The sequence below is a fragment of the Curtobacterium sp. MCBD17_028 genome (genome assembly GCF_003234875.1).
In the GTDB taxonomy this organism is placed as follows: Bacteria; Actinomycetota; Actinomycetes; order Actinomycetales; family Microbacteriaceae; genus Curtobacterium.
This window is the reverse complement of the sequence record NZ_QKTQ01000003.1, coordinates 210645-236262: the sequence shown is the minus strand read 5'-3', so window position 1 is coordinate 236262 and position 25618 is coordinate 210645. Positions and strand designations below refer to the sequence as shown.

22 protein-coding genes are annotated in these 25618 nt (G+C 72.6%); 7 read left to right on the top strand and 15 right to left on the bottom strand.

What is annotated here, in order from left to right; all coding sequences use genetic code 11:
* Window positions 1-8: 8 nt before the first annotated feature.
* On the top strand, window positions 9-461 hold the full coding sequence (locus tag DEI86_RS05560) for a DUF3817 domain-containing protein (RefSeq protein ID WP_111049007.1): 453 nt from the start codon (window positions 9-11) through the stop codon (window positions 459-461).
* Window positions 458-2038 carry a glutamine-hydrolyzing GMP synthase gene (guaA, locus tag DEI86_RS05555; RefSeq protein WP_111009767.1) on the top strand — a complete coding sequence of 527 codons (1581 nt, stop codon included), beginning with the start codon at window positions 458-460 and terminating at the stop codon, window positions 2036-2038. The genes DEI86_RS05560 and guaA overlap by 4 nt, the downstream gene beginning before the upstream one ends.
* A 198-nt stretch (window positions 2039-2236) precedes the next feature.
* On the opposite strand, the gene DEI86_RS05550 is transcribed toward guaA, so the two are convergent.
* Window positions 2237-3109 carry a Bax inhibitor-1/YccA family protein gene (locus DEI86_RS05550; protein ID WP_111026979.1) on the bottom strand — a complete coding sequence of 291 codons (873 nt, stop codon included), beginning with the start codon at window positions 3107-3109 and terminating at the stop codon, window positions 2237-2239.
* Between the two features lie 235 nt (window positions 3110-3344).
* On the opposite strand from DEI86_RS05550, the gene DEI86_RS05545 reads away from it, so the two are divergent.
* A complete protein-coding gene (locus tag DEI86_RS05545) occupies window positions 3345-4379 on the top strand; it encodes a glycerophosphodiester phosphodiesterase family protein (protein WP_111049006.1) in 1035 nt (344 codons plus the stop codon).
* A 10-nt stretch (window positions 4380-4389) separates the two neighbouring features.
* Here the strand turns inward: DEI86_RS05545 and DEI86_RS05540 are convergent, their stop codons facing one another.
* Window positions 4390-5856 carry an MFS transporter gene (locus tag DEI86_RS05540; RefSeq protein WP_111049005.1) on the bottom strand — a complete coding sequence of 489 codons (1467 nt, stop codon included), beginning with the start codon at window positions 5854-5856 and terminating at the stop codon, window positions 4390-4392.
* Between the two features lie 51 nt (window positions 5857-5907).
* Here DEI86_RS05540 and DEI86_RS05535 point away from each other — a divergent pair, with 51 nt between their 5' ends.
* Together DEI86_RS05535 and DEI86_RS05530 are read left to right on the top strand one after the other, a co-directional pair.
* Window positions 5908-6516 carry a TetR/AcrR family transcriptional regulator gene (locus tag DEI86_RS05535; RefSeq protein ID WP_111049004.1) on the top strand — a complete coding sequence of 203 codons (609 nt, stop codon included), beginning with the start codon at window positions 5908-5910 and terminating at the stop codon, window positions 6514-6516.
* Window positions 6517-6607: 91 nt separating this feature from the next.
* A complete protein-coding gene (locus tag DEI86_RS05530; RefSeq protein ID WP_111012179.1) occupies window positions 6608-9076 on the top strand; it encodes an ATP-dependent helicase in 2469 nt (822 codons plus the stop codon).
* Window positions 9077-9112: 36 nt separating this feature from the next.
* On the opposite strand, the gene DEI86_RS05525 is transcribed toward DEI86_RS05530, so the two are convergent.
* From DEI86_RS05525 to DEI86_RS05500, 7 genes are all read right to left on the bottom strand, one after another.
* Complete coding sequence (locus DEI86_RS05525; protein ID WP_111049003.1) at window positions 9113-9637, bottom strand: GNAT family N-acetyltransferase; 525 nt, start codon at window positions 9635-9637, stop codon at window positions 9113-9115.
* A 19-nt stretch (window positions 9638-9656) separates the two neighbouring features.
* The gene (locus DEI86_RS16480) at window positions 9657-10319 is read right to left on the bottom strand and encodes a pyridoxal 5'-phosphate synthase (protein ID WP_181439707.1); all 663 of its coding nucleotides are present in this window, start codon (window positions 10317-10319) and stop codon (window positions 9657-9659) included.
* A 187-nt stretch (window positions 10320-10506) separates the two neighbouring features.
* Window positions 10507-11199, bottom strand: a complete 693-nt coding sequence (locus DEI86_RS16475) for a hypothetical protein (protein WP_181439706.1) — start codon at window positions 11197-11199, stop codon at window positions 10507-10509.
* A gap of 154 nt (window positions 11200-11353) precedes the next feature.
* The gene (locus tag DEI86_RS05515) at window positions 11354-12151 is read right to left on the bottom strand and encodes a hypothetical protein (RefSeq protein ID WP_111049001.1); all 798 of its coding nucleotides are present in this window, start codon (window positions 12149-12151) and stop codon (window positions 11354-11356) included.
* Window positions 12148-13944 (bottom strand): WXG100 family type VII secretion target, encoded by a 1797-nt coding sequence (locus tag DEI86_RS05510; RefSeq protein ID WP_111049000.1) that lies wholly within the window; start codon window positions 13942-13944, stop codon window positions 12148-12150. Before DEI86_RS05510 ends, DEI86_RS05515 begins: the two co-directional genes overlap by 4 nt.
* A 2-nt stretch (window positions 13945-13946) precedes the next feature.
* On the bottom strand, window positions 13947-14273 hold the full coding sequence (locus DEI86_RS05505; protein WP_111009758.1) for a hypothetical protein: 327 nt from the start codon (window positions 14271-14273) through the stop codon (window positions 13947-13949).
* 97 nt (window positions 14274-14370) lie between these two features.
* The gene (locus DEI86_RS05500) at window positions 14371-14667 is read right to left on the bottom strand and encodes a WXG100 family type VII secretion target (protein WP_111009757.1); all 297 of its coding nucleotides are present in this window, start codon (window positions 14665-14667) and stop codon (window positions 14371-14373) included.
* A 179-nt stretch (window positions 14668-14846) separates the two neighbouring features.
* On the opposite strand from DEI86_RS05500, the gene DEI86_RS05495 reads away from it, so the two are divergent.
* Entirely contained in the window at window positions 14847-19289 is a 4443-nt protein-coding gene (locus DEI86_RS05495) for an FtsK/SpoIIIE domain-containing protein (protein ID WP_111048999.1), read from the top strand.
* A gap of 14 nt (window positions 19290-19303) precedes the next feature.
* On the opposite strand, the gene DEI86_RS05490 is transcribed toward DEI86_RS05495, so the two are convergent.
* From DEI86_RS05490 to DEI86_RS05465, 6 genes are all read right to left on the bottom strand, one after another.
* Window positions 19304-19909 carry an FHA domain-containing protein gene (locus DEI86_RS05490; protein ID WP_111048998.1) on the bottom strand — a complete coding sequence of 202 codons (606 nt, stop codon included), beginning with the start codon at window positions 19907-19909 and terminating at the stop codon, window positions 19304-19306.
* Window positions 19909-20544 (bottom strand): hypothetical protein, encoded by a 636-nt coding sequence (locus DEI86_RS05485; RefSeq protein WP_111048997.1) that lies wholly within the window; start codon window positions 20542-20544, stop codon window positions 19909-19911. The genes DEI86_RS05490 and DEI86_RS05485 overlap by 1 nt, the downstream gene beginning before the upstream one ends.
* Window positions 20545-20638: 94 nt before the next feature.
* Complete coding sequence (locus DEI86_RS05480; RefSeq protein ID WP_258376471.1) at window positions 20639-21421, bottom strand: oxygenase MpaB family protein; 783 nt, start codon at window positions 21419-21421, stop codon at window positions 20639-20641.
* Entirely contained in the window at window positions 21418-21717 is a 300-nt protein-coding gene (locus DEI86_RS05475) for a hypothetical protein (protein ID WP_111009752.1), read from the bottom strand. Before DEI86_RS05475 ends, DEI86_RS05480 begins: the two co-directional genes overlap by 4 nt.
* A 138-nt stretch (window positions 21718-21855) precedes the next feature.
* Window positions 21856-22290, bottom strand: coding sequence for an ester cyclase (locus tag DEI86_RS05470; RefSeq protein WP_111009751.1), 435 nt, complete (start codon window positions 22288-22290; stop codon window positions 21856-21858).
* A 303-nt stretch (window positions 22291-22593) separates the two neighbouring features.
* Complete coding sequence (locus tag DEI86_RS05465; protein ID WP_111048995.1) at window positions 22594-24249, bottom strand: RecQ family ATP-dependent DNA helicase; 1656 nt, start codon at window positions 24247-24249, stop codon at window positions 22594-22596.
* Window positions 24250-24441: 192 nt separating this feature from the next.
* Here DEI86_RS05465 and sucC point away from each other — a divergent pair, with 192 nt between their 5' ends.
* A complete protein-coding gene (sucC, locus tag DEI86_RS05460; RefSeq protein ID WP_111009749.1) occupies window positions 24442-25611 on the top strand; it encodes an ADP-forming succinate--CoA ligase subunit beta in 1170 nt (389 codons plus the stop codon).
* The last annotated feature ends 7 nt before the right edge of the window (window positions 25612-25618 follow it).

Sequence of the window (25618 nt, the reverse complement as noted above, 5' to 3'; positions counted from 1 at the left end):
ATCGGTCCATGGCCCTGACCGTCCGCACGCGTGACATCCGCAAGATCCCGGGGGCGGTCCGCCTGTACCGGGTCTCCGCGTACATCACGGGTGTCATGCTCCTGCTGCTCGTGCTCGAGATGGTCCTCAAGTACACGCCGATGCACACCGAGATGCAGCTGGGCGGCAACGGCTTCTTCGTGCCCGAGGGCACCTCGGGCAAGGCCCCCGGCACGTTCGACCTGTCGATCGGGATCCTCATCGCGCACGGCTGGCTGTACGTGCTCTACCTCTTCGCCGACTTCCGCCTGTGGAGCATCATGCGCTGGAAGCCGCTGCGCTTCCTGCTCATCGCCCTCGGCGGTGTCGTCCCTTTCCTGTCGTTCTTCGTGGAGCACCGCATGGCGGGCATCGCGCTGGCGACCCACCATGAACTCGTCGCGCGGCACCAGCAGGCGCGCCAGAAGGAGGCCGCTCGGTGAGCGAGACCGACCAGCGTCCCGTCCTCGTCGTCGACTTCGGCGCCCAGTACGCGCAGCTCATCGCCCGTCGCGTGCGCGAGGCGAACGTCTACAGCGAGATCGTGCCGCACACCGTCACGGCCGACGAGATCAAGGCGAAGGACCCCGCCGCGATCGTCCTGTCGGGAGGGCCGTCCAGTGTCTACGAGGCCGGCTCGCCCGACCTCGACGAGGGCATCCTGGAGCTCGGTGTGCCCGTCCTCGGCATCTGCTACGGCTTCCAGGTGATGGCGAAGTCACTCGGCGGCGAGGTCGCGAACACCGGCCTCCGCGAGTACGGGGCCACCGACGTCGAGCTCGTCGGTGACGGCGGCACGCTGCTCGGCGGCCAGCCCGCGGCGCAGACCGCCTGGATGAGCCACGGCGACTCCGTGCGCACCGCGCCCGAGGGCTTCGAGGTCCTCGCGTCGAGCTCCTCGACCCCGGTCGCGGCCTTCGGATCCGACGAGCGCAAGCTCTACGGCGTGCAGTGGCACCCCGAGGTCAAGCACTCCGCCGAGGGCCAGCGGGTCATCGAGAACTTCCTGCACAAGGCGGCGGGCCTGCCGGGTGACTGGAACGCCGGCAACGTCATCGCCGAGCAGGTCGAGCGGATCCGCGAGCAGGTCGGCTCGGCGCGGGTCATCGCCGGTCTGTCGGGCGGTGTCGACTCCGCCGTCGCCGCCGCGCTCGTGCAGAAGGCCGTGGGCGATCAGCTCACCTGCGTCTTCGTCGACCACGGCCTGCTGCGCGCCGACGAGCGGAAGCAGGTGGAAGAGGACTACGTCGCCTCGACCGGCGTCCGGCTCGTCACGATCGACGCCGAGCAGCAGTTCCTCGACGCGCTCGCCGGTGTGTCCGACCCGGAGCAGAAGCGCAAGATCATCGGGCGCGAGTTCATCCGGACGTTCGAGTCCGCGGCCGAGGCCCTGGTGCTCGAGGCGAAGGCGGACGACGACGCGGGCGAGGTCAGGTTCCTCGTGCAGGGCACGCTCTACCCCGACGTCGTCGAGTCCGGCGGCGGGACGGGCACCGCGAACATCAAGTCGCACCACAACGTCGGCGGCCTGCCCGAGGACATGACGTTCGCGCTCGTCGAGCCGCTCCGGACCCTGTTCAAGGACGAGGTCCGGGCGATCGGCCGCGAACTCGGCCTGCCCGAGGTCATCGTCGGGCGGCAGCCGTTCCCCGGCCCGGGCCTCGGCATCCGCATCGTCGGCGAGGTCACAAAGGACCGCCTCGACCTGCTCCGTGCGGCGGACGCGATCGTCCGCGCCGAACTCACCGCGGCGGGCCTCGACCAGGAGATCTGGCAGTGCCCCGTGGTGCTGCTCGCCGACGTCCGGTCGGTCGGCGTCCAGGGCGACGGGCGGACCTACGGACACCCGATCGTGCTGCGCCCCGTCTCCTCGGAGGACGCCATGACGGCGGACTGGACGCGCCTGCCGTACGACGTCCTCGCGCGGATCTCGAACCGGATCACGAACGAGGTGCGCGACGTCAACCGCGTCGTGCTCGACGTCACGTCGAAGCCGCCGGGCACCATCGAGTGGGAGTAGGGGCCGCCGGCCCAGGGGCCCCGGCCCCGGGGCCGGTCTGCTCACGCTGACGACAAGTGCGCATGCGCCCGCATGCGCACTTGTCGTCTGTGCGCGCACTTCCCGCTCCGCCACGGCGCCCGGACACGGAAGAGCCCCGCCGACGGGGACGCGTCGGCGGGGCTCGGTCCGGGGTGCGGGGACGAGGTCCGGGAGGGCCTAGTTGTTCCGCAGGATGGCGAGGATGCGCAGGATCTCGAGGTACAGCCAGACCAGCGTGACGATGAGTCCGAACGCTGCGGTCCAGCCGTAGATGCGCGGGGCGCCACGCTCGACGCCGGTCTTGATCTGGTCGAAGTCGAGCACGAGCGAGTACGCGGCCATGAGCACCACGAGGATGCCGATGAGCACACCGAGCGGGATGCCGAACAGCGTCACGTTCAGCAGACCGAACGCGCTGTGCGTGACACCCGTCCACATGAGGACGAGGTTCACGAGCGAGAACGCGAGGTACCCGAGCATCGCGACGAGGAAGAACCGCGTGGCCTTCGGGGTCGCACGGACCTTGCCGGACGTGAAGAGCAGGAGCGTCACGGCGAAGACGCCGAGCGTGCCGAACACCGCCTGGGCGACGATGCCGTCCCACTGGGTGTTGAAGACCTGCGAGATCCCGCCGACGAAGAGGCCTTCGAGCCCCGCGTAGGTGAGGACGAGGGCGGGTGAGGGCCTGCGCTTGAACGTGTTGACGAGCGCGAGCACGAAGCCCCCGATGACGCCGACGATCATGAGCGCCGGGACCATCCACCCGATGACCGCGCCGACGACGAGCACACCGAAGGCCACGAGCGTCTTGACGATCGTGTCCTCGTAGCTCATGCGGTCGGTCTCGACCGGGCCGGCCGCCGGGCGGTCGTACATGTACTGGAGCTGCTCGGGCGTGAGCGGCTGGCCGCCGGCCCGGCCGTAGGGGGCCTGCTGTCCGTACGGGGCCTGGCCGGAGGGGGCGCCGGCGCCGTAGGCACCGTTGCCCCATGCGTTGCGGCCCGCGTCGTTGAAGGCGGGGGACTGGTCGAAACCGGGCTTGAACGCCATGGTGTCCTCGTTGTTCCTGTTCTCTGGGTGCTCTGCGGCCGGGTGTGGTCCGGCTGTCGGGGAGCGTCGCGGGTGCGAACATCCGTGTTCTCTCAGCCTAGAGTCGTTCGACGGCGCCTGGCTGGGGATTCGCGATGAGCGGACTGCGGGCCTCCTGGTGGTGACGGGCTGCCATCACCGGTGTGCTCGCGATCCTGTCGCCGTCCTCTGGGAGAACGCCCGTACGCTCGTGCGCATGCCCGACGAGCACGCGCACACGGCGTCTCCACAGCCCCGCGTCATCGCCCACCGGGGCGCCTCCGGGCACCGCCCCGAGCACTCCCGCGCGGCGTACGACCTGGCGGTGACGCTCGGCGCGGACGCGATCGAGCCGGATCTCGTCGTGAGCCGGGACGGTGTGCTCGTCCTGCGCCACGAGAACGAGATCTCGGGCACGACGGACATCGCGTCCCGACCGGAGTTCCGCGACCGGCGCACCGCGAAGCGCGTCGACGGTCAGCGCGTCACCGGCTGGTTCACCGAGGACCTCACGTGGGAGGAGCTGCGCACCCTCCGCGTGCGTGAGCGCCTCCCCGCCCTGCGGCCGGCGAGCGCGGCGTACGACGGCAGCGGGGGGATCCTCCGCTTCGAGGACCTCCTCGCACTGCTCGACGCCGCACCGCGCCCGGTCGGGCTCGTGGCCGAGGTCAAGCACGCCACGTTCTTCGCCGAGCAGGGGTTGCCCCTCGACGAGCTCGTCGACGCCGTCCTCGGCGAGGCCGGCTGGCGGTCCGATCCGCGCCTCACGTTCGAGAGCTTCGAGAAGCAGGTGCTCCTCGACCTGGCGGCGCGGGGAACGGGCGGTCGCTCCGTCTACCTGATGGAGCGGCGGGGCGCGGCGGCCGACGAGCGCGCCCGGCACGGCTCCGCCGCCCCGACGTACGCCGCGGAGCGCACCGACGCCGGCCTGGCCGGGCTCGCGTCGCGCTTCGACGGCATCAGCGTGGACCTGTCGACCCTGATGGCGGGTGTCGACTCGGTCGCCGTGGGCGACGACCGGGAGGTCCGCAGCGGCCTGGTCGAGCGGGCCCACGCCGCCGGGTTGACGGTGTTCACCTGGACGCTCCGCGCGGAGAACCGGTTCCTCCCCGCGCCACTCCGGCGCGACGGCGACCTCGCGGCGCACGGGGACTGGGCCCGCTGGTTCACCTCGGTGATGCGCACGGGCGTGGACGGCGTGTTCGCGGACCAGCCGGACCTCGCGCTCGCCGCACGGTCGATGCTCCGCTGAGCGCCCCCGCTCAACCGAGCGGCACGGCACGTCGGCCGCGGGCGATCCCCCAGGCGACGAGTGCCGCGGCGACGACGGTGAGGACGAGGGACCCGGTGGTCACGGCCTCCCGGAACCCCGCGGTCTGCGCGGCGGTCCACCCGCCCGCGGTGAGCCGACCGACGGCGGACGCGGCGAGGACGGTCCCCGTGACGGCGAGACCGATGCCGGACGCGACCTCGGTGGCCGTGTCGACGAGCGCGGCACCGATCGTGGTGCGCGCCGACGGCAGGCCGCGGAGGACGTTCACGCCCGCGACGACCCCGACGACGCGCATGCCGGCCGCCTCGAGCACGAGCGCGGCGGCGACCCAGGGGTAGCCGAAGCGCCCGAGCACTCCGTACACGGCGAGGCCGGCCACCACGGCGGCCGCGCTCGACCACGCCGCCCGGTCGATCCCGACGCGGTGGACGAACCGGCCGACGAACGGGCCGCCCGCGACGAGGACGGCGACCTGCGGGAGCATGCCGAGGGCGGCCAGTGCCGGTGCCCAACCCCAGTCCAGCTGGAACTGCAGGGTCACGAGGTACCCGAGCCCGGCGGTGGCGAGTCCGGCGGCGGCCTTGAACGCGAGTCCGCTCGAGACGCGGGGCAGGGCGACCAGGGCGAGGTCGAGCAGGGGGTGCCGCGCGGTGCGTTCGCGGAGCACGAAGAGCGCCGCGGCCACGAGGGCGGCGAGGCTCGCGGCCCACGGCGCTCCGTCCTGCGCACCACGGTCGACGAAGAGCGTCGGTGCGACGAGGCCGAGGACGATCGTCGCCGTGCCGAGCGCCGCGCCGAGGACGTCGATCGGCGCGCGGTGGAGCTCGTCGGGCTCGTCGAGGGCCACGCCCCGGCGGACCCCGATGATCGCCAGCACCGCGATCGGGGCGTTCACGAGCAGGAGGACCTGCCACGGCGCGACCGCGAGGACGAACCCGCCGACGGTCGGTCCGATCGCGAGCCCCACGAGTCCGACCGTCGAGATCAGGGTGGTCGCGCGGACGCGGAGGTCGTCGCGGTCGAAGAGCCGGAACGCCAGCGCCATCGAGCCCGGCGTGGTCATCGCGGCGGCGACCCCCATCACGACCCGGACCGCGATGAGCTCGCCGGTCGAGCCGACGCGTGCGGTCACGAGACTCGTCACGGCGAGCAGGACGAGCCCGACGAGCATGACGCGCCGCCGCCCGAACCGGTCGGCGATCGCCCCGAACACGAGCATCGACCCGCCGAACACGACGGCGTAGGAGCCGGTCACCCACTGCAGTCCCGTCGTCGTCGTGTGCAGATCCCGGCCGATCGTGGGGAGTGCGACGTTGAGGATCGCGTTGTCGAGCATCTCGAACAGGAACACGGCCGACAGGCCGAGCAGGGCGGGCCACGCCTGTCGGAGCGAGGTGGGCGCGCGCCGGGTGGCTCGCGCTCCTGGGACGATGGCGCTGGTGGTCGGGTCGGACATGACGATGACCTTACGTGAGTAAGTTGAGTGACACAAGCAAGTGGAGGAACGATGCCACGGACCACAGCGCGCGGTGGACCCGAGACGCGAGCCAGGATCGCCGCGATCGCGTCCGGCCTGTTCCACGAACGTGGTTTCGACGCCGTGACCGTCGCGGAGGTCGCGCGGGCCGCCGGCGTGTCCAGCGTCACCGTCTTCAACCACTTCCCGCGGAAGGAGGACCTGTTCCTCGACCGCTCGCTCGACGCCGCCGAGCTGCTCCGTGCGGCGGTGCGGTCGCGTCCCGCCGGCACCGACGTCCTGGCTGCACTGCACGCCGTGGCCCTGCGGCTCGTCGACGAACGGCATCCCCTGTCCGGGCTCGACGACCGGTCCGGGCCGTTCTTCCGCACCGTGGCGGAGTCCTCGGCCCTCGTCGCCCGGGCGCGGGAGATCGCCGCGGAACTGCAACGGACCCTCGAGGACGCGGTCCGGGAGGACGCACCGTCCGACGCTGACCCGACCCTGCTCGCGGCCTTCGTCGTGGCGGGCTACACCACCGTGCTCGTGGTCACCGCTCGTTCCGTGATCGCGGGGACCCCGGCGGACGCCCTCGTCGACGACCACCGGGCACGGCTGGGCCGCCTGTTCGACGCGCTCCGGGACGGTCTCGCCCGCTGAGCTCCCGGCGCCGCGGGAGGCCCGGATGCGGGCCGCGGTCGGGCGTCGGACCGATGGCGGTGTCCGTGGTCGCGCCTAGACTGACCCGGTCATGACGATCGTGCTCGACCCCTTCGACTCCGCTCCCGACGACGGGGCGGGTCGACCCGCGCGCAGCGGCACCGCCACCTACGACGACCCCTTCACCGCCGGCCTCAACCCGCAGCAGAAGGCCGCGGTCGAGTACCGCGGCGAGTCCCTCCTCATCGTGGCGGGTGCGGGATCCGGCAAGACGAGTGTGCTCACCCGGCGCATCGCGCTCCTCCTGGCCAACCGCGAGGCCTGGCCGAGTCAGATCCTGGCGATCACGTTCACGAACAAGGCCGCGGCCGAGATGCGCGAGCGTGTCCAGGCGCTCGTCGGCGGGGCGGCCGAGGGCATGTGGATCTCGACGTTCCACTCGGCGTGCGTGCGCATCCTCCGACGCGAGTCCGAGCGGTTCGGGTTCACGTCGTCGTTCACGATCTACGACTCCGCGGACTCGCGCGCACTGCTCAAGCGGATCCTCAAGGACCTCGAGGCCGACGCGCTCGGGCTGACGGTCGGCGCCGCCGCCAACAAGATCTCGAAGCTCAAGAACGAACTGCAGGACGTCGAGTCCTACGCCCGCGACATCAACACGAACGACCCGCAAGAGGTCATGTTCCTCGAGGTGTTCCGGCAGTACTCACGCGAGCTCCGGCGAGCGAACGCGTTCGACTTCGACGATCTCATCGGGCAGACGGTGTTCCTGTTCCGGGCGTTCCCCGACGTCGCCGCGCTGTACCAGCGGCGCTTCCGGCACGTGCTCGTCGACGAGTACCAGGACACGAACCACGCCCAGTACGCCCTGATCCGCGAACTCACACGGCCGGTCGCACCCGAGCAGGTCGACGCGCTCGAGGCATCGGGGCAGCACGTCGACCGCATGCGGGAGCCCGACGGGTCGATCGCGCCGGCGTCGCTCACCGTGGTCGGCGACTCCGATCAGTCGATCTACGCCTTCCGCGGCGCGGACATCCGGAACATCGTCGAGTTCGAGCGGGACTTCCCGAACAGCCGGGTGATCCTGCTCGAGCAGAACTACCGGTCGACGCAGAACATCCTCGACGCCGCCAACGCCGTGATCGCGAACAACTTCGACCGGCAGGCCAAGAACCTGTTCACGGATGTCGGGGCCGGCGAGAAGATCACGGGCTTCACGGGCTACACCGGGCACGACGAGGCCCAGTTCGTCGCGGACGAGATCCAGCGGCTGCACGACGACGAGCACATGGACTACCGCGACATGGCGGTGTTCTACCGGACGAACTCCCAGACCCGTGCACTCGAGGAGATCTTCATCCGCGCGGCGATCCCGTACCGGGTGCTCGGCGGCACGAAGTTCTACGAGCGTGCCGAGATCAAGGACGCCATGGCGTACCTGATCACCGTCGCGAACCCCGCGGACCCGCTCTCGCTGCGCCGTATCCTCAACGTCCCGAAGCGCGGCATCGGCGCCGTCACCGAGACGGCCCTGCAGCGGTACGCCGACCAGAACGAGGTCTCCCTGCGCGAGGCCCTCCGGCACGCCGACGAACTCGGGTTCGGGCCGAAGGTCCGCACGGCGATCACCGACTTCGCGGCACTGCTCGACGCCGTCGCCGAGAAGGCCCCGACGCAGCCCGTGGTCGACACCCTGACGCAGCTGCTCGACGGCTCGAAGCTGCTCGAGGTGCTCCGGATGTCGCCGGACGCCCAGGACGCCGCCCGCGCCGACAACATCGACGAGCTCGTGGCGGTCACGCGGGAGTTCCAGAAGAACAACCCCGACGGCACGCTCTCGGACTTCCTGACCGAGGTCTCCCTGGTCGCCGCGGCCGACGAGCTCGACGACTCCTCGGGCACCGTCTCGCTCATGACGCTGCACACCGCGAAGGGGCTCGAGTACGACGCGGTGTTCCTCACCGGCATCGAGGAGGACCTGCTCCCGCACCGCATGTCCGCCGGCGAGCCCGGTGGCCCGGCCGAGGAACGCCGTCTGTTCTACGTGGGCATCACCCGCGCGCGGAAGCACCTGTTCCTCTCGCTCGCGATGACGCGCGCGCAGTTCGGTGACGTCAACGTGGCCATGCCGTCGCGGTTCCTCCAGGAGATCCCGGACGGGCTCATCGAGTGGAAGCAGTCACCGGGCATGGCGAACAGCCGTGGTGGCACGCAACCCCGCGCCCTGAACGCCCGGCGCGAGGGCGGCGTCGGACCGGGCGGCGGCGCGGGCTGGCGCGGACGCGGCGGCGGGTTCGCGGGCGGCAGCTTCGACCGGGCCACGGCCGCAGCGAAGACCCGCCCGAAGACCGAGTGGTCGAACAGCGTCTCGGGGCAGGTGCGCGACAACGGCGACATGGAGCTCGCGCCGGGGGACCGGATCTCGCACGTCGACTTCGGTGAGGGACGCGTCACCGCTGTCACGGGCAGCGGGGCGAAGCGGATCGCCGAGGTCCAGTTCGACACAGCCGGGCGCAAGAAGCTCCTCATCAAGATCGCGCCGATCGAGAAGCTCTGACGATCCGCGGGAGCCGGGTCGGGCCTCCCGTCTTGCTCAGCGCACCATGCGGACGGTCGCGCCGATCGGCGGGAACGCGCCGGTGGTGCCGTCGGTCCTGAACCCGTTGCGCCGGTAGAAGGCCTGCGCCCGCGGGTTGTCGGCCGCGACCCACAGCGACGCCGGCCGGTCCGCGAGCGCCGCGTCGAGGAGCGCCTGGCCGATGCCGGTGCCGTGTGCGGCGGCGAGGACGTAGAGCATGGTCAGCTCGGTGGGGCGGTGCGCGTCGGGGCGGTCGTCGGCGGCAGGGCCGGTCGGCTGCTCGTCCCCGTCGGGGTCGTCGGGGTCAGCGGTCGTGGCGAACCCGACGACCGCACCGTCGACGACCGCGACCACCGTGCCGAAGGACCCGGCGGCGAGGTTCTGTTCCCACCGCGCGACGCGCGGCTCGACCTCGAACGCGGGATGCTCCTCCCCGTCGACGAGGTGCGCGTACGTCTCGCGCCACGACACGGCGTGGACCGTCGCGATGCCGCGGGCGTCCGCGGCGGTGGCGGTGCGGACGACGGCGCGGTGTGCCATGCCCTCAGGGTAGGACCGGTCAGGGCTGCAGTCGGTCGACCCGCCAGGAGCCCTCCGCGCTCCGGTAGCGGAGGCGTCGGTACACGCGGTCGCGGGCGCTGAGCCAGAACTCCGCCACGTCCGGCACGAGGCGGTACGCGGCCCATGCGGGTGGTCGGGGCACGTCGCCGCCGTGCTCGTCGAGCAGCGCGTTGGCCTGCGCGATCAGGTCGTCCACGACCGACCGCGGGTCGTGTTCGGCGGGGAAGGCCGCGGACTGGTGGGACGCGGCGGTGGCGGCCCGGGACTTCGGGGACCGCGCCGCGAACAGGGCGTCCGCCGCGGCGTCGTCGAGGCGCACGACATGCCCCTCGAACCGGAGCTGCTGCCCCGTCTCGCGCCAGTAGGCGTGCAGAGCGGCGTTCCGGTTCGCCGTGAGCTCGACGCCCGTGGGGGTGTCCGTGCCCGTGCCGAACAGCAGCCCCTCGTCGGCGAGCTCCTTGACGTCGACGGTCCGGGCGCTGAGCACACCCGTGGGGCTCGCGGTGGCGAGGGTCATCGCGAGCGGTTCGCGGACCTCCCGGGCGGTCGCGGCGTCGAGCCAGCGTCGCGCGAGCGTCATCGGGTGGTCGGGGTGGGCGGTCAGGCCGTCGAACTCCGGGAAGCTGGCGGTGTCGTCGCGGGTGATGCGGTCCGTGGTCACGAGCCCACGATGCTCCTGCGGGCGCGCGAGCGCATCACGACCACGGGCCTTCGAGCGCGTGCTGGGCCGGACTCCGTCGCTTCTGCCATCGGGTCCGACGGTGATCCGCGATGGGTACGACGGGTCCTCCGGGCCCCCGCGGCTCGATCCGCGCGGGCTGTCCGTGGGCGTCACCCCCGTCGTGCGCTCACGTCGTGGTCGGATCCGTCGCACCGAGCGCGGTCGACACGGGGTCCTGCGTCCTGACCCACATCGCGTGCTCGACGGGCAGTTCGTCGATCCACGTCGTGGTGACCGGATCGGGCACGCCCAGCGACGACGACACGTCGTACACCGCCTCGGCGTACCGCAGCGCGGCGTCCTGATCGCGAGCGGTGACGACCACGAGCAGGTCTTCCGGAAGGGACTCGACCGCATGTCGGAAGACCCACACGCGCGGTGTCTCGGCGGTGGCGGGAGCGTGCTCATGGAGTGCCTCGATGAACCGCCGATCCCGACGCGTCACCCGATCGAGCGCGACCTGCGCGCCGACGGGAAACGGCCCACTGGCGCTCACCAGCGCCGCCTTCTCATCGGGCTGCACGACCTGCGGGAAGGGGCGGTCGATGTCGACCACGAGACCCCACTCGTCGGGGATCCGACGGAGGAGCTCGTGCACCGGGATCGACAGCATCCGGGCAGGGGTCCCCGCAGGGATGCGAGCGAGGGCGTCCTCGGGCACGGTGAACCCCAACACCAGTGCGACACCCGCTGGCGTGCTGACCGCCAACGGAACACCCTGCTCTTCGTGTCGGAGGACGATGACCTGTGCCTCGGCGAACCCGTACTTCGAGCGAAGCATCATGTCGCGGTGCGCGTTCCGCGGAGGCGTCAGGGGCATGGGGTCATCCCGTCGTCGTCGGTGGTCGAGGGAGGCGGTACCGGGCTCCCGGGCTCCCCGTCGAACTCCATCATGGCCGCGATGCGCTGCCCGTTTCGACTGCGGTCACCGGTTCCGGCCGCGACGGATTCCGCGTGTGACGTCGGCGTCCGGTTCACGGTTCGAGGACCAACGCGAATCGGGGTCGTTCCGCGCGGAACGGTTGGGGGAAGTCGCGCACGATGCCGTGGCCGTCGCCGAAGTCCTCGACGAGGACACCGGCCGGCAGTGCCGCCGTCGCGAGCAGCTCCGACCAGACGTGGTGGCCCGACACCCGGACGCCCGCCGAGTGCTCGACCAGTCCGGACAAGCGCCGGTAGCGGCCGAAGGCGGAGTGCACGCGCGCGCCCGCACCGCGGAGCTGAGCCACCAGTGCGGGGAGACGGCCCCATCCGCCCTGCGGGTCAGCGGGGTCGCGGAGCGCGGCACGGAGCGGGATCGGACGCCGCATGACCGGATCGGCGGTGTCGGTCGCGACCGTCTCCGTGCCCGGACGAGCGAAGCGGAGGTCCACGGCGTACCGCGAGCCGCCAGCCTCGAGCCCGTCGCGGACCCGCAGTCCGTCACCGTCGTGCCCGAGGGCCGGTACGGCCTCGTACGTGGTCCCCGGCGGCAGCACCCACCGCGCCGCGAACTCGGCGGGCGTCGGCACGGGACCGAGCAGCGTCATCCGTCGGTCAGCGATGATCTCGTTCCCTCGCTCCATCGCTGGCCCTCGGTGTTCGAGGAGTTCGTACCCGGACGCCTGGTACCAGTTGACGAGGCCGAGTAGCCGCCCGTACTCGGGCCACATCGGGACGTGCGACGGCGGCACGACGAGCCGACCCGTGCCGTCGCCGGCGGGCTGGGTCGCCCAACTCGCCGAGCGCGGCAGGATCTCTTCGCCGCCTCGCGTGATCCCGCGGGGGCTCACTGCGCAGCGACGACGTGATGCCGGAGGTCGTCGGCGTAGTCCCAGGGCGTCGCCACGACGAGGCCGCGAGCACCGACACCCATGGAACGGAGTGCGGAGCCGTACTCCTCCATCCGGAGCGTGCCGGGGAGGGGATGGACACTGGCAGGATCCATGAGAGGCCGGTCGATCGACTGGAAGGCCGTGCCCCACGACGAGCGGTCACCTGGGATGAAGACCTCGCTCGCGCCGCCTGCGCCGTACTGCGGATTGGCCACTGCCGATCCGATGGCGTGCGGCAGGGGCTGGGTGACCAGGTAGGTCTCGCCCTGCGGCCGGAAGGTCTGGAACGGGCCGCTCGCGTCGTGCACTCCGACCTGCACGCTGGCGGCGTACTGCGCGGCGTCACCACCAGTCGTGATGAGATCGTGTGCGGGTCCCTCGCTCATCACGTAGAACTCGCCGTTCCCGACCACCTGCAGGCGTTGACCGACGATGGACGTCGGTCGACCCGAGCGCCACGGGTCGACCCCCGGGTAGCCGCTCTTCCAACCGCTCGTTGTGCCCTGCCAGTGCCGGGCGCGAGCTGCGACCGAGGGGAGGTCGGACCGCCAGTACGCCTCCACGCCATCGCGGAAGGCGCCGCGCGCGTTCCGCACGTCCCGCACCCCGGCCGGGAGCCCCGCGACGACGAACGCGCGGAGCGACTCCACCGACCGGAGCGCCGTCCCGTGCCGCACGTTGGCGACGAGGTGCGGGAGCGCGGTGAACGACCGCGCCGTGTTCACCACTTCGGAACCGACGTGCCTGCCTGCGGAGGCGATCCCGCCCGCGAGTCCCGCGCCCTTGGCGAACTCCTCGCCGACCCGGGCCGCGGTGGTGATCCCCTTGCCCATCGGGATGCAGTCGAGGGCCGCGAACGCGAGGTCCCACCCGTCCGCCTGGCCCTTGGTCATCTTGTAGACGGTGTCGGCGAGCACGAGGAGCGCGACACCCGCGACGATCCAGGCGATCGGACCGCCGACGATGAGCGCGATGACGCCCCCCACGGCCACGACGACCTTGGCGACGGAGACGATGTCGCTCCAGACCTCGGACTGGAACACCTCGTCCCAGACGGACTGCTTGCCGAGACCGGCGTCGGCCGCGTGGCCGATCGCGGTCGCCGTGCGACGTTCGCCGTCCTCCCAGTCGCCACGGGCCTCGGCGACCAGACGCTTCGCGGCGTCGATCCGGGACTGCGCGGCGGTGATGGAGCTCTGTGCGGCGTCCACCCCGTCGGATGCCACGGCGGCGTTGTCGGACGCGGCGCGCAGCTGCGCCGGGGTCGGGACCTCCGCGCCGGCGGGCGGCGGCGAGCCGGCGGGGTGCGCGGCGGCGAGCGCGGTGAGACGGGAGGCCGTCGCCGCGTAGTGCGCCGCGGTCGCCTGGGCGTCGTCGAGCCGGTGACGGGCGGCGTCGAGGTCGCCGGCTGCGTCCTTGGCGTCGGCGAGGGCACCGTCGGCGCGGTACTGCGTGTGGTCGACGACGTCGGCCCACCCGAGGAGCGCGGTGGCGACGTCGGCGTACGAGTGCACGAGCTTCGCGAGGTCGGTGGGGGTGTCCTGGATCGCGCGGACGAAGACGTCGGCGGCTTCACCCTGCCAATCGGTGAGCCAGCCCGAGCCGCGGACGGACCGGAGGCGCGTGGTCGCGTCGTCGGCGGCCTCCGAGATGCGCTGGTACTCACGGGCCATCATGCGGACGACGGTGGGGTCGCCGGGGACCGGGTCGAACCCCTGGTCCACGACCGCCCAGCCCGTGGGACGGGACACGGCTACCGCGCCGATCCGGCGGCGGTGGGCCCACCGGCCTGGTCGTCGACCCGCAGGGCGGAGGCGAGGTGGGCGTCGGTCTCGCGGTAGGCGCGCTCGGACGTCGTGAGCATGGCAGCGAGGGCCGCGGTGGAGTCCGTGATCTTCCGGCGCTTGTCCTCCCACCGGTGGTCGAAGTCGTGCAGCGCACCCTGGACGACGCGCGATCCGATCTCGTCGTCGGATGCGTCGACCTGCTTGTGCGCACGCTCCAGCGTGCGGTGCACGGTCGTCAGGTCCCGTTCCAGTTCGCCGAGACCCATGAGGTCGACGAGCAGCCGGTCTGCCATGGCGATGTCCCTCCCCGTCGCGCGGATACGCCCACGACTCGCGCGGATACGCCCACGACCCGTGCGCCGCGGACGGCGCACGGGTCGTGGAGCGATGTCAGCCCTTGAGGCCCGATGCGAGCGACTCGTCGGTCTCGGACAGGGTCTGCGACGCCTTCGTCAGGAATGACGAGAGCCCGTCGAGGCCCTGCACCGTCTGCGTGACGCCCCGGTTGAACTCGTCGTAGGACTCACCGAACGCCACGGACGACTTGTCGGTGACGTAGCCGTCGGAGATGAGCTGCTGGATCTTGCGCTGCAGCGCGGACAGACGGTCCTCGATGTCGGCTTGCCCCGCCTTGAGGTCGGATGCCGCTGCCTCGAGGTCCGCGTAGGACACGTTGATGTTCGCCACTGGTGCTCCCTTTCCCCGGAGTCATGCTGTATTTCCCCCCGTTCGGGGCGTTCCACGGCGCGACACTACCATCGACGCGTCGGCCGCACAGCGGTTCTCCACAGTTCATGCAATCGCATGTGCTAGGGGGCCCCGCTGTCAGAGGTGCCCGCCACGATGGCGGGGCGAGGGGGAGCAGGATGACGTTCACGTTCACGATGGTGGACCGCGACAGCGGTCAGACGGCCAACGTCCACGTCGACGGCGACACCGGGCGGGCGGTCCGCGAGGTCGTGGCCGAGGCCGAGCGGCTGCTCGCGACCGATGTCACGTCCGCCACCGGCCCGGCGACCTACTTCGTGGGCGAGCGCCCGTTGGACCTCGACGCGTCGATCGCCGCCTCCGGTGTCCGTGACGGCGTGGTGGTGAGCCGGAGCGCCGAGGCCGTCCCACCGCCTCCCGTCCGTGCGCTGTCACTCGGCGAGGTCCGGATCGTGTCCGGACCGCACGCGGGCACGGTCGTCCGGGCCGACGCGGGGATCGTCACGATCGGCTCGGGGGCGGCGGCCCAGCTCCGCGTGGAGGCCGCCACCCAGGCCGACGGCCTGGCGGACGCCGCCGCGGCGCTCGGCGGCCAGGGCGTGCCCGACATCGCGCTCCTGGTCTCCGTCGGTCCGGACGGCGCGACCGTGCGCCCGGTCAACGGGTACGCGGGTGCCGCGCTCGACGGCGACCCCGTGGTGACGGAAACCGCATGGGCCGAGGACGCGCAGCTCACGATCGGGTCGGCCTTGCTCGCGTACGGACGCCCGCGGAGCCGCGGAGCGCACCTCGCGCTCGCCGAGGACGGCATGGCCCTGGAGTACAACCGGCCACCCCGCATCCTGCCGCCGGACGACCACGCGCGGTACCAGTTGCCGGTGCCGCCGGTCGAGCCGCCGGCCAGGGCCCTGCCGATCCTCATGGCCCTGGCCCCGATGGGCATGGCCGTCATGTTCGTGTCGACGACGGGGCGCTGGATCTACCTGCTCGTCGCCCTGCTCTCGCCCCTCGTCATGGTGATCACCGGGTTGCAGGGCCGACGGCAGGGCAAGAAGACCCACCGGCAGCGGGTGGCCGAGTACGAGGACACCCGGGCGCGGATCGAGGCGGACGCGACCGAGTCCCTCCGACGTGAGCGTGCTCGGTGGATCGCCAGCGCTCCCGATCCCGCGGACGTGTACGAGACCGCCGTCGGGCCGCTCCCGCGCCTCTGGGAACGCCGCCCGACCGACCCCGACCACCTGCTCGTCCGCGTCGGCACCGCGACGCAGCGGTCCGAGGTGACGCTCGAGGACCCGGAACAGCTCTCGCACAAGCGGACGGTCACGTGGGACGCCCGCGACGTCCCGGTGCGGATCGAGCTCGCCGAGCGGGGCGTGCTCGGGATCGCGGGCCCGGGGGACGACGCGCGCCGGATCGCGAACTGGGTGGTCGCGCAACTGGCGACGCTGCAGAGCCCGAAGGACCTGACGTTCGCGCTGCTCACCGACTCGACCAGGACGGGCCTGTGGGAGTGGATGTCGTGGCTCCCACACGTCCGCCGCGACGGCGCCGACCAGCCGGTCACGAGCATCGCGTCCACCGCGGCCGGCACCGCACGGCTCATCGCGGAGCTGTCCGCCACCATCGACGCCCGGAAGGAGGCCGGTGTCCGGGCCGGGCGGCAGGCGCAGCACGCCGGCCAGATCGTGGTCGTCATGGACGGCGCGCGCCGGCTCCGCGCCATGCCGTCGCTCGTCCAGGTGCTCAAGGAGGGCCCGGCGGTCGGCGTCTTCAGCATCTGCCTCGACCTCGACGAGCGCCTGCTCCCGGAGGAGTGCGACGCCGTGGTCGTCATCCGCGACGGCCGCCTCCGCGTCCGCCAGCAACGGAGCGAGCGGATCGACGACGCCCGCCCGGACCTGGTGGACCAGGACTGGCTCGAGTGGGTGGCGCGGTCGCTGTCGCCGATCGTCGACGCGAGCCCCGACGTCGAGGACGGCGCGGTGCCGTCGTCGTCCCGCCTGCTGGACGTGCTCGCGCTCGAACCGCCGACGTCCGAGGCCGTCCAGGCGCGCTGGACGCTCGGCGGGCGCAGCACGACGGCCGTGATCGGCGAGTCCATCGACGGCGCCTTCGCGATCGACCTGCACCGCGACGGGCCGCACGGGCTCGTCGCCGGCACGACGGGGTCCGGCAAGTCCGAACTGCTGCAGTCGCTGGTGGCGTCGCTCGCGGTGGCGAACCGCCCGGACGAGATGGTGTTCGTCCTCGTCGACTACAAGGGCGGCGCGGCGTTCAAGGACTGCGTCGACCTGCCGCACACGGTCGGGATGGTGACCGACCTCGACACCCACCAGGTCGAGCGCGCGCTGGAGTCGCTCGGGGCGGAGCTCCGCCGCCGCGAGCACGCCCTGGCCGCGGTGGGCGCCAAGGACCTCGAGGACCACCAGGACCTCCGCGCCAAGCGGGCGGCGGCGGGTGACGCCTCGGTCCCGTCCTTGCCCCGTCTGGTCATCGTGATCGACGAGTTCGCGTCGCTCGCCCGCGAACTCCCGGACTTCGTGAAGGGCTTGGTGAACGTGGCGCAGCGGGGCCGCTCGCTGGGCATCCACCTGGTGCTCGCGACCCAGCGGCCGGGCGGCGTCGTGTCGCCCGAGATCCGGGCGAACACGAACATCCGCATCGCGCTGCGGGTGACCGACCAGTCCGAGAGCCAGGACGTGATCGGGGCGAACGACGCGGCGCGGATCGCGAAGACCACGCCCGGACGCGCCTACGTCCGGCTCGGCGCGGCGTCGCTCCTGCCGTTCCAGACCGGTCGCGTCGGGGGTCGCCGTCCGGGGGGCGTCGGCGAGGACGCGGACGTCGCTCCGCTCGTGCGCGAGCGGAGCTTCGCGGACCTCAGCGAACCGGCACCGCGCCGCGCTGCGACGGCTTCCGACCTGGCCGACGTCGAGGTCACGGACCTCAGCGTGCTGGTCCGGGCCGTTGGCGACGCGGCCATGGCGATCGGCGTCCCCGAGCAGCGCAAGCCGTGGCTCCCACCGTTGCCGTCGCTCGTGACCCTGGCCGACGTGGAGGCCGTGTCCGCGGCGACGGCGCCGCTCGCGGTGGCCTGGGGGCTCGAGGACCACCCGGACCGGCAGGAGCAGCGGCCCCTGGTGTTCGACCTCGACCAGGACGGCCACCTGTTCGTCATCGGCTCGCCGCGGAGCGGACGCAGTCAGGCGCTGCGGACCCTCGCCGGCGCGATGGCCCTGCGGCTCGGTGTCGGGGACGTGCACCTCTACGGCATCGACTGCGGCAACGGTGCCCTCCTGCCGATCGGCGCGCTCCCGCACTGCGGTGCAGTGGTGCAGCGACACGAGCCGGAACGTGTCGCGCGGCTGGTGACCACCCTGCTCGGTCTCGTCCGGACGCGGCAGACGGCGTTCGCCCGCGGCGGGTACGGGTCCATCGCCGAGCAGCGCGAGGCCGCGCCCGCCGCCGACGAGGTCCCCATGCCCCACGTCGTGGTCCTGCTCGACCAGTGGGAGGGCTTCATGTCCTCGCTGGCCGAGGTCGAGAACGGCGCACTGCACGACGCCGTCCAGACGCTCCTGCGCGAGGGCGTCGGCGTCGGCGTGCACCTCGTCGTCACCGGGGATCGGACGCTCACCGCCGGGCGCATGTCGAGCCAGGTCGAGCGGAAGCTCCTGCTCGCCCTGGCGGACCGCGGCGACTACGCGTACGAGGGCGTGAACGGCAAGAAGCTGCCCGAGATCATCCCGCCCGGTCGGGGGTTCCGCAACGCCACGGCCACCGAGACCCAGATCGCCGTGCTCCCCGGTGGCGCCACCGGGCGGGCGCAGGCCGACGCCCTCCGCGGGATCGGTGACGAGGTCCGAGCCTTGGTGGCCGCGGACGCGCCCCGGCCGGTCCGGGTCGATGCGCTCCCGCAGGGGATCACGCGCTCCGAGGCGGTCCGGTACCTGCCGGTCGCCGATGCGCGCGCCGGGAGGATCGGGGTCGGTGTGGGCGGCGACGAGCTCCGCTTCCACACCCACGACTTCGTCGACGACACCGCGGTGTTCGTCGTCGCGGGGAGCGCCCGCTCAGGCAAGAGCACGACGTTGGTCGCGATGGCCCGACACGCCCTGGACACGGGCGGGAGCGTCGTCGCGGTCGTCCCGCGCGACTCACCGCTGCGCGCACTCGCGGCCGAGCACGCACGGTGCACCGTGTTCACCGATCCCGGACTCAGCGCCGACGACCTCGCCGCGGCGGTCGAGGGGGCGGAGGGCTTCACCCTCGTGCTCGTCGACGACGCGGAGCTGCTCAAGGAGACCGATGCCGAGCCGGTGTTCCGCGCGATCATGGCGTCGGAGCGGGGGCGCCGCGTCGGCCTCGTGCTCGGCGGTGACGTCGAGGGCGTGGCGAGCGGGTTCCGCGGCTGGCAGGTGGACGCCAAGAAGGCACGACGGGGCCTGCTCCTCGCGCCGCTGAGCACCGTCGACGGCGACCTGATCGGTGCGCGCCTGACCAAGAGCGCGCTGGGTCAGGACCGCATGCCCGGGCGGGGGTTGCTGCACGACGCGGACGACGTCCTCCGGGTGGTGCAGGTGCCGGAGGGCGACTGATCGCGTGCGCGCCGTCAGTCGAGCGGTGTCTCGGGCACGAGCGCGGTCGCCGGTTCGGTGCGGAGCACGTGACCCCCGAAGACGACGACGTCGTCCGGGCGGATCGTGGTGCGCTGGCCCCGCGAGAGCATCGTGGAGGGGAACCCCGGGCGGTGCAGCTCGGCGCCGTTGGCGGAGTCGGCGTCGAGGACCCAGAACGAGCCCTCGGCCCCGAACCCGAACGCCAGGTGGGTCCGGCTGAGCAACCGATCCGGGTCGTCGAGCGTGATCCGGTGGGCGGTGTCGTCGTCGATCCCGGCGGCGTGGAGCGACGGGTCGCGTCCGAGGACCCCGGGGCCACGCACGAGCACGCGTCGGTCGTCGTCGAGCACGAGGACGACGGCAGCGGCGGGCCGCGCCGGCGCCGTGGCGTCGGTGGCCGCGGTGTGCCCGAGCGGCCGCTCCGGGAGCACCGCGAGGAGGTCCCGCACCCGTCCGGCACTCGCCCGCGGCGCGGGCGGTGGCGTCGTCACGACCCGTGCGAGTCGGCCGTCCGCGGCCATGCGCGTGACGTCGTCGGGCGCGACCCGTTCGGGCACGACCGTGACCGGACGACGACGGCGACGGAACCGGAGGCGCATCACCGCGCCTCCCGATCCGTGGCACCGCTCGCGCCCGCGTCGATGAGCTCGAACGTGTCCGTCACCGCCTCGAAGAGGTCGAACAGCGCCTCGGCGAGGTCCACCGCGGGTGAGGCGACGCTGACGAGTGCCACCTGGTCGTCCATCGGCACGAACGTCTGCATCGTCGCGACGGGGAACGACCGCTGCCCGGACGGATCGATGATCCGGCTGATGCCCCAGGTACGCGGGACCCGCCCGACGCGGGGGAGGTCGTGGAGGTCGACGTGCGCGCGCGCAGCCTCGTCGTCACGACTGTCTCGATCGGCCAGCGTGGCGACCCGGTCGGTCAGCGCCGTGAGCGGATCGTCGTCCCCATCGGGCGCCGGGAGCATGCTGACCGTCAGCGCACCGGACACGATCCCGTCGTCGCTCGGTTCCGCGAACGCGGCGCAGTACCGGGCGCCGGAGTCCCAGGCGGACCGGGCGAACCGTCGGAGGATGCGGACGATCTCGGTGCGGTGCTCCCGCAGCGTCGGCTGGTCCCCGACCCGTTCCTGCACGAGGGCGCTGATCGCGTCGTCGCGGTGCTCGGGTCGGACCGGCAGCTCGAACCAGGTCCGCGGCACGGTGATGGCGAAGTGGTCGGCCCCCATGCCGACCACCGTAGCGGCTGAGGCTCAGCGCCTGATGCTCAGCGCCTGACGCTCAGCGCCTGGCGCTCAGCGGCCGAGGCTCAGCGCCTGACGCTCAGCGGCCGACGACGGTGGTGCGGCGTGCGGCCGCCCGTCGGAGCGACCGCAGCAGCATCTGGACCGGGAGGCGCCGCACCGGTCCCGGGACCGCCGCCACGACCCGGCGCAGCACGGCGACGGTGCGGTCGTACCGGCGTTGCTCCGCGCCTCCCCATGCGAACCCGTACGCCGTCCGCAGGTCGGGCGGCAGCATCCCGACGGTGACGATCCGCGCGACGGGCATGAGCGCGCGGATCCAGACGGGCGCGAAGCGCGGGTGGAGCAGGTCCCGGACCACCCCGCGTGCCTCGTCGGTCACCCGGAGCGCCGCGGAGGCCCGGCGCCAGTACGCGTCGAAGGCCGCGGGCGTCGACGGCCACCGGTCCGCGGGGACCCGGAGCGCGCCGCCGAGCGGCTCGTACGCGGTGAGCACGGCTGCGGCCAGCGCCGGGTCGACCGGACCGCGGAGCACCTCGTGCATGCAGAGCGCCGACTCGTACAGGGTCGCGGCGACCCAGAGCTGGTGGTCCGGGTCGTCGGCGCCCTGCACGGGTCGGTGGGCGTGCTCGACGAACGCTGCTGCGGCGCGGGCGTCGGCGGGCGAGCCGAGCACGACCGCGTAGACGTACTGCAGCGTGTGCACGAGCCGCTGCTGCGGTCGGTGCGCGAAGTCACTGTGCCGGGCGACACCGGCCGCGACGACCGGGTCCGCGATCTGCAGCAGGATCGCCCGGCCCCCCGCCATGACGAGCGAGCCGTCCGCCGCGAACCGGCGGACGGCCGGGGAGACGCTCGTCAGAGCGACCGGTACTCGTCGTTGCCGAAGTCGACGCCCTGGGACTCGGGCTCGTCCTCGCCGTCGTTCTCCCAGAGGATCGGTTCGCCCTCGCGCGGGGCACCGCCGGTCGGTCCGTTCGCCGTGCCGTCGCCCGGTTCCGGATCAACGGTCTCGCCGGCGACGGCGTCGTTCGTGACGGTCTCGATGGACTCCTGGATCGCGTCCGGGTCCTCGTCGAACGCGACCTGGTCGTCGGTCGTCGTCTGCTCGCGGAGCTCGGTGGCGTCGTCGTCCGGTCCGATGGCGGGGTCGCTCATGGGGTCCTCCCGTGGTGCTGATGGCGGGGACGGCCGTGGTGCCGTCCCCGTTCGTTCGTACTCGGTCCGGCCGGGGTGTGCCTCCGGACGGTGGCCGGCGTCGCTCCGCGCCGGGTGTCCGGAGCGGGGTGGTCGGCGTCAGGCCGTGACGAAGTGCGTCTCGCCGCCGGTCAGGTGCAGCTGCTCGGCGAGGCCCTTCTCGTCGGTCGCGCCCCAGCGCTCGACGATCTTGCCGTCCTCGAACCGCGCGGTCTGCAGTCCCCGGACGCGGAAGGTCCGGCCGGTGGGCGCGTGGCCCTGGAACTCGCCGCTGTGCGTGCCGGTGATCGTGAACACGACCGAGACGGAGTCATCGTCGGCGACGAGCGTCTCGGGCTGCAGGGCGACGTCCGGGAACGCGGTCGTGAACTCCTGCCAGAAGGCGACGATGCCCGCCAGCCCCGGAGCGGCGCCCGGCGCCGGGTCGTGGTCGACGACGTCCTCGGCCCACACCTCGCCGAACCGGTCGAACGCACGCTGCTGGAGCAGTTCGCCGAGGTGCTGCTGGGCCTTCGTGTTGACGTCCTTGCTCATGGTGACTCCTGTCGTCGGGTCGGCGCGGGTGCGCCGCTGGGCCACCGCGTCGGTGACGGTTCCTGGGTACCCGCACCGGGCCTCCCGGCCCCGGCATCCGGAGGTGCCGCACAGGCAACGCCGTGGCGACGCATCGGACCGCGATCCGCCACGCGGTGTTCACCGGGCGGTCACCTGCGCGACGCCCGAGTGGGCCAGGCTGCTCTGGCTCGGGGGAGTGGAGCGCGGCCGCCGACGGGTGGTCGAGCGGCCGCGCCTTCCCCCGACCCGCGCCGGGCCGCCGGCAGCGGGAGACGACGGCCGTCAGACGGTCCGCAGGAGGCCCCGCTCGCGCACCGCGTCGATCGACAGCACGCGGTACCCCACCGACTCGAAGAACACGGTGATCCGGTCCTCCTCGGTGCTCATGACGGTCCCGTGACCCCACTCGTCGTGCTCGACCTCGGAGTCCGGCGGGTACGCGGCGTCGTTCGAGCCGTCCGCCACGTGGGCGTCCTGCGCGTACGCCGAGCCGGAGGCGCACGTGTCGCAGTTGCCGCAGGGCTGGGGCAGCTCGTCGCCGAAGTAGCCGAGCAGGAACTGGCGTCGGCAACCGAGGGTCTCGGCGTACTGCCGCATCATCGCGATGCGGGACTCCTCGATCCGCTCACGGTCCTCGGCGCGGGCGACCGCGGCGTCGGCGGCGGCGTCCGCGTCCCGCGCGGCGTCGTCGTCGGTGCGGACGAGGCCGTCCTCGGTCTCCTCGAGCGCCCCGCCCTCGACGAGGGCGTTCGCGTAGCGGCCGAGGGACCGCGTGGGCACCTCCGCCGCCTCGGCGAGCTCGGGACGACGGATCGCGCCGTCGTCGGGCACGGCGTCGAACACCGTCCGGAGCTTCGCCTTGGCGGGCGTGCCGGACGCGAAGAACCGCCGCAGCCCGAGGTCCTCGGCCCGGTAGTGGAGGGTCGTGGTCGCCGGATCGCCGTCGCGTCCGGCCCGGCCGATCTCCTGGTAGTACGCGTCGACGGACTCGGGCACGTCGGCGTGCACGACGAAGCGCACGTCCGGCTTGTCGATGCCCATGCCGAACGCGTTCGTCGCGACGACGACGTCGAGGGTGCCGGCGAGGAACGCCTCGTGCACCTCCTGCCGCTCGGACGCCTTGAGTCCGGCGTGGTACGCGCGGACGTTCCGCCCGCGGTCCGCCAGCTCGTCCGCGTACCACTCGGTCTCCTTGCGGGTCGCCACGTACAGCAGACCGGGGACCGGGAGGGTCGCCACCTGCTCGACGACGGCGGCCCGCTTGCCGTCGTCGTCGCTGTGACGCACGACCTCGAGCCGGAGGTTCGGCCGGTCGAACCCGCGGCTCAGCTCGAGCGGGTCCCGCATGGCGAGCCGCTCGACGATCTCGGACCGGACCGGACCCGAGCCGGTCGCGGTCATGGCGAGGACCGTCGGGTGACCGAGCCGCTCGACGACCTCGCCGAGGACCAGGTAGTCGGGGCGGAAGTCGTGCCCCCAGCTCGACACGCAGTGGGCCTCGTCGACGACGAACAGGCGCACGCCGAGGTCGAGCAGGCGTTCGACGACCTCGTCCTTCGCGAGCTGCTCGGGCGCGAGGAACACGTACTCGGCGTCTCCGCTCGCCAGGTCGGCCCATGCCTGTTCGACCTCGCCCGCGGACCGGGTCGAGTTGACGGCGACCGCACGGGGTCCGCCGGTCTGCTCTCGCGCCTCGAGCCCCGCCACCTGGTCGTCCTGCAGCGCGATGAGCGGGGAGACGACGACGGTCGGGCCGTCGATGAGGAGCCCCGCCACCTGGTAGATGCCGGACTTGCCGTAGCCGGTCGGCATCACGGCGAGGGTGTCGCGTCCGCCGACCACCGCCTCGATCGCCTCGGCCTGGCCGGCGTGCAGGGCCTCCCAACCGAAGACCTCGCGGGCGGTCGCCTCGGCACGGTCGCGGATGTCGTCGCTCATGCACGACACCCTGCCGGAGCGCCGCTCGGAGGCGACCCGGCGGCCGGGGTACGACCGGCCCGGAGCGCTAGGCTGGCCGCGGCCGTTGTCTCGACATCGAGCGACCTCGACGTCGAGTGCGACCGTCCGACCAGCGCCGACGCACGACGACGGCGCTGCCCGAAGACGCACATCGCGGTGAGGAAGAACAGCGTGGATCTTTTCGAGTACCAAGCCAGGGACCTCTTCGAGTCCTCCGGCGTCCCCGTCCTGCAGGGCATCATCGCCGACACCCCCGACGAGGCCCGCGCGGCGGCCGAGCGCATCGGCGGGGTCGTCGTGGTGAAGGCGCAGGTCAAGGTCGGCGGGCGTGGGAAGGCCGGTGGGGTCAAGGTCGCGAAGACCCCCGACGAGGCGTACGAGGCCGCGCAGGCCATCCTCGGGCTCGACATCAAGGGCCACACCGTGCACCGCGTGATGGTGGCGCAGGGCGCGCAGATCGCCGAGGAGTTCTACTTCTCCGTGCTGCTCGACCGCGCGAACCGCTCGTACCTGTCGCTCGTCAGCGTCGAGGGCGGCATGGAGATCGAGCAGCTCGCGGTCGAGAAGCCCGAGGCACTCGCCCGCGTCGAGGTCAACCCGCTCACCGGGATCAACGACGCCGAGGCCGAGCAGATCGCACGCCAGGCCGGGTTCCCCGAGGACCTGATCCCCGCGGTCGTGCCCGTGTTCGTCGCGCTCTACGGCGTGTTCCAGGGCGAGGACGCCACGCTCGTCGAGGTCAACCCGCTCGTCCGCACCGAGGACGGCCAGATCCTCGCGCTGGACGGCAAGGTGTCGCTCGACGACAACGCGGGTTTCCGGCACGAGGACCACGCCGCGCTCGAGGACAGCGCCTCGGCCGACCCGCTCGAGGCGAAGGCCGGGGCGCACGGCCTCAACTACGTCAAGCTCGACGGCGAGGTCGGCGTCATCGGCAACGGAGCCGGGCTCGTCATGTCGACGCTCGACGTCGTCGCGTACGCGGGGGAGCGCCACGGCGGCGTCAAGCCCGCGAACTTCCTCGACATCGGCGGCGGCGCCTCGGCGGAGGTCATGGCGAACGGCCTCGACGTCATCCTCGGGGACCCGCAGGTGAAGAGCGTCTTCGTCAACGTCTTCGGCGGGATCACCGCGTGCGACGCCGTCGCGAACGGCATCGTCGCCGCGCTCGGGATCCTCGGCGACGCGGCCACGAAGCCGATCGTCGTGCGGCTCGACGGCAACAACGTGGACGAGGGCCGGCGCATCCTCGCCGAGGCGGCACACCCGCTCGTCACCGTCGTGGCGACCATGGACGACGCGGCCGAGAAGGCCGCCGAACTCGCCGCGGCCGCGGCCTAGAAGGGAC

What these genes read in the sequence shown, in the direction of transcription:
- DEI86_RS05560 (WP_111049007.1), top strand. Translation starts at nt 9, where the DNA reads ATGGCCCTGACCGTCCGCACGCGTGACATCCGCAAGATCCCGGGGGCG.
- DEI86_RS05550 (WP_111026979.1), bottom strand. Translation starts at nt 3,109, where the DNA reads ATGGCGTTCAAGCCCGGTTTCGACCAGTCCCCCGCCTTCAACGACGCG.
- DEI86_RS05545 (WP_111049006.1), top strand. Translation starts at nt 3,345, where the DNA reads ATGCCCGACGAGCACGCGCACACGGCGTCTCCACAGCCCCGCGTCATC.
- DEI86_RS05540 (WP_111049005.1), bottom strand. Translation starts at nt 5,856, where the DNA reads ATGTCCGACCCGACCACCAGCGCCATCGTCCCAGGAGCGCGAGCCACC.
- DEI86_RS05535 (WP_111049004.1), top strand. Translation starts at nt 5,908, where the DNA reads ATGCCACGGACCACAGCGCGCGGTGGACCCGAGACGCGAGCCAGGATC.
- DEI86_RS05530 (WP_111012179.1), top strand. Translation starts at nt 6,608, where the DNA reads ATGACGATCGTGCTCGACCCCTTCGACTCCGCTCCCGACGACGGGGCG.
- DEI86_RS05525 (WP_111049003.1), bottom strand. Translation starts at nt 9,637, where the DNA reads ATGGCACACCGCGCCGTCGTCCGCACCGCCACCGCCGCGGACGCCCGC.
- DEI86_RS16475 (WP_181439706.1), bottom strand. Translation starts at nt 11,199, where the DNA reads ATGCCCCTGACGCCTCCGCGGAACGCGCACCGCGACATGATGCTTCGC.
- DEI86_RS05505 (WP_111009758.1), bottom strand. Translation starts at nt 14,273, where the DNA reads ATGGCAGACCGGCTGCTCGTCGACCTCATGGGTCTCGGCGAACTGGAA.
- DEI86_RS05495 (WP_111048999.1), top strand. Translation starts at nt 14,847, where the DNA reads ATGACGTTCACGTTCACGATGGTGGACCGCGACAGCGGTCAGACGGCC.
- DEI86_RS05490 (WP_111048998.1), bottom strand. Translation starts at nt 19,909, where the DNA reads ATGCGCCTCCGGTTCCGTCGCCGTCGTCGTCCGGTCACGGTCGTGCCC.
- DEI86_RS05485 (WP_111048997.1), bottom strand. Translation starts at nt 20,544, where the DNA reads ATGGGGGCCGACCACTTCGCCATCACCGTGCCGCGGACCTGGTTCGAG.
- DEI86_RS05475 (WP_111009752.1), bottom strand. Translation starts at nt 21,717, where the DNA reads ATGAGCGACCCCGCCATCGGACCGGACGACGACGCCACCGAGCTCCGC.
- DEI86_RS05470 (WP_111009751.1), bottom strand. Translation starts at nt 22,290, where the DNA reads ATGAGCAAGGACGTCAACACGAAGGCCCAGCAGCACCTCGGCGAACTG.
- DEI86_RS05465 (WP_111048995.1), bottom strand. Translation starts at nt 24,249, where the DNA reads ATGAGCGACGACATCCGCGACCGTGCCGAGGCGACCGCCCGCGAGGTC.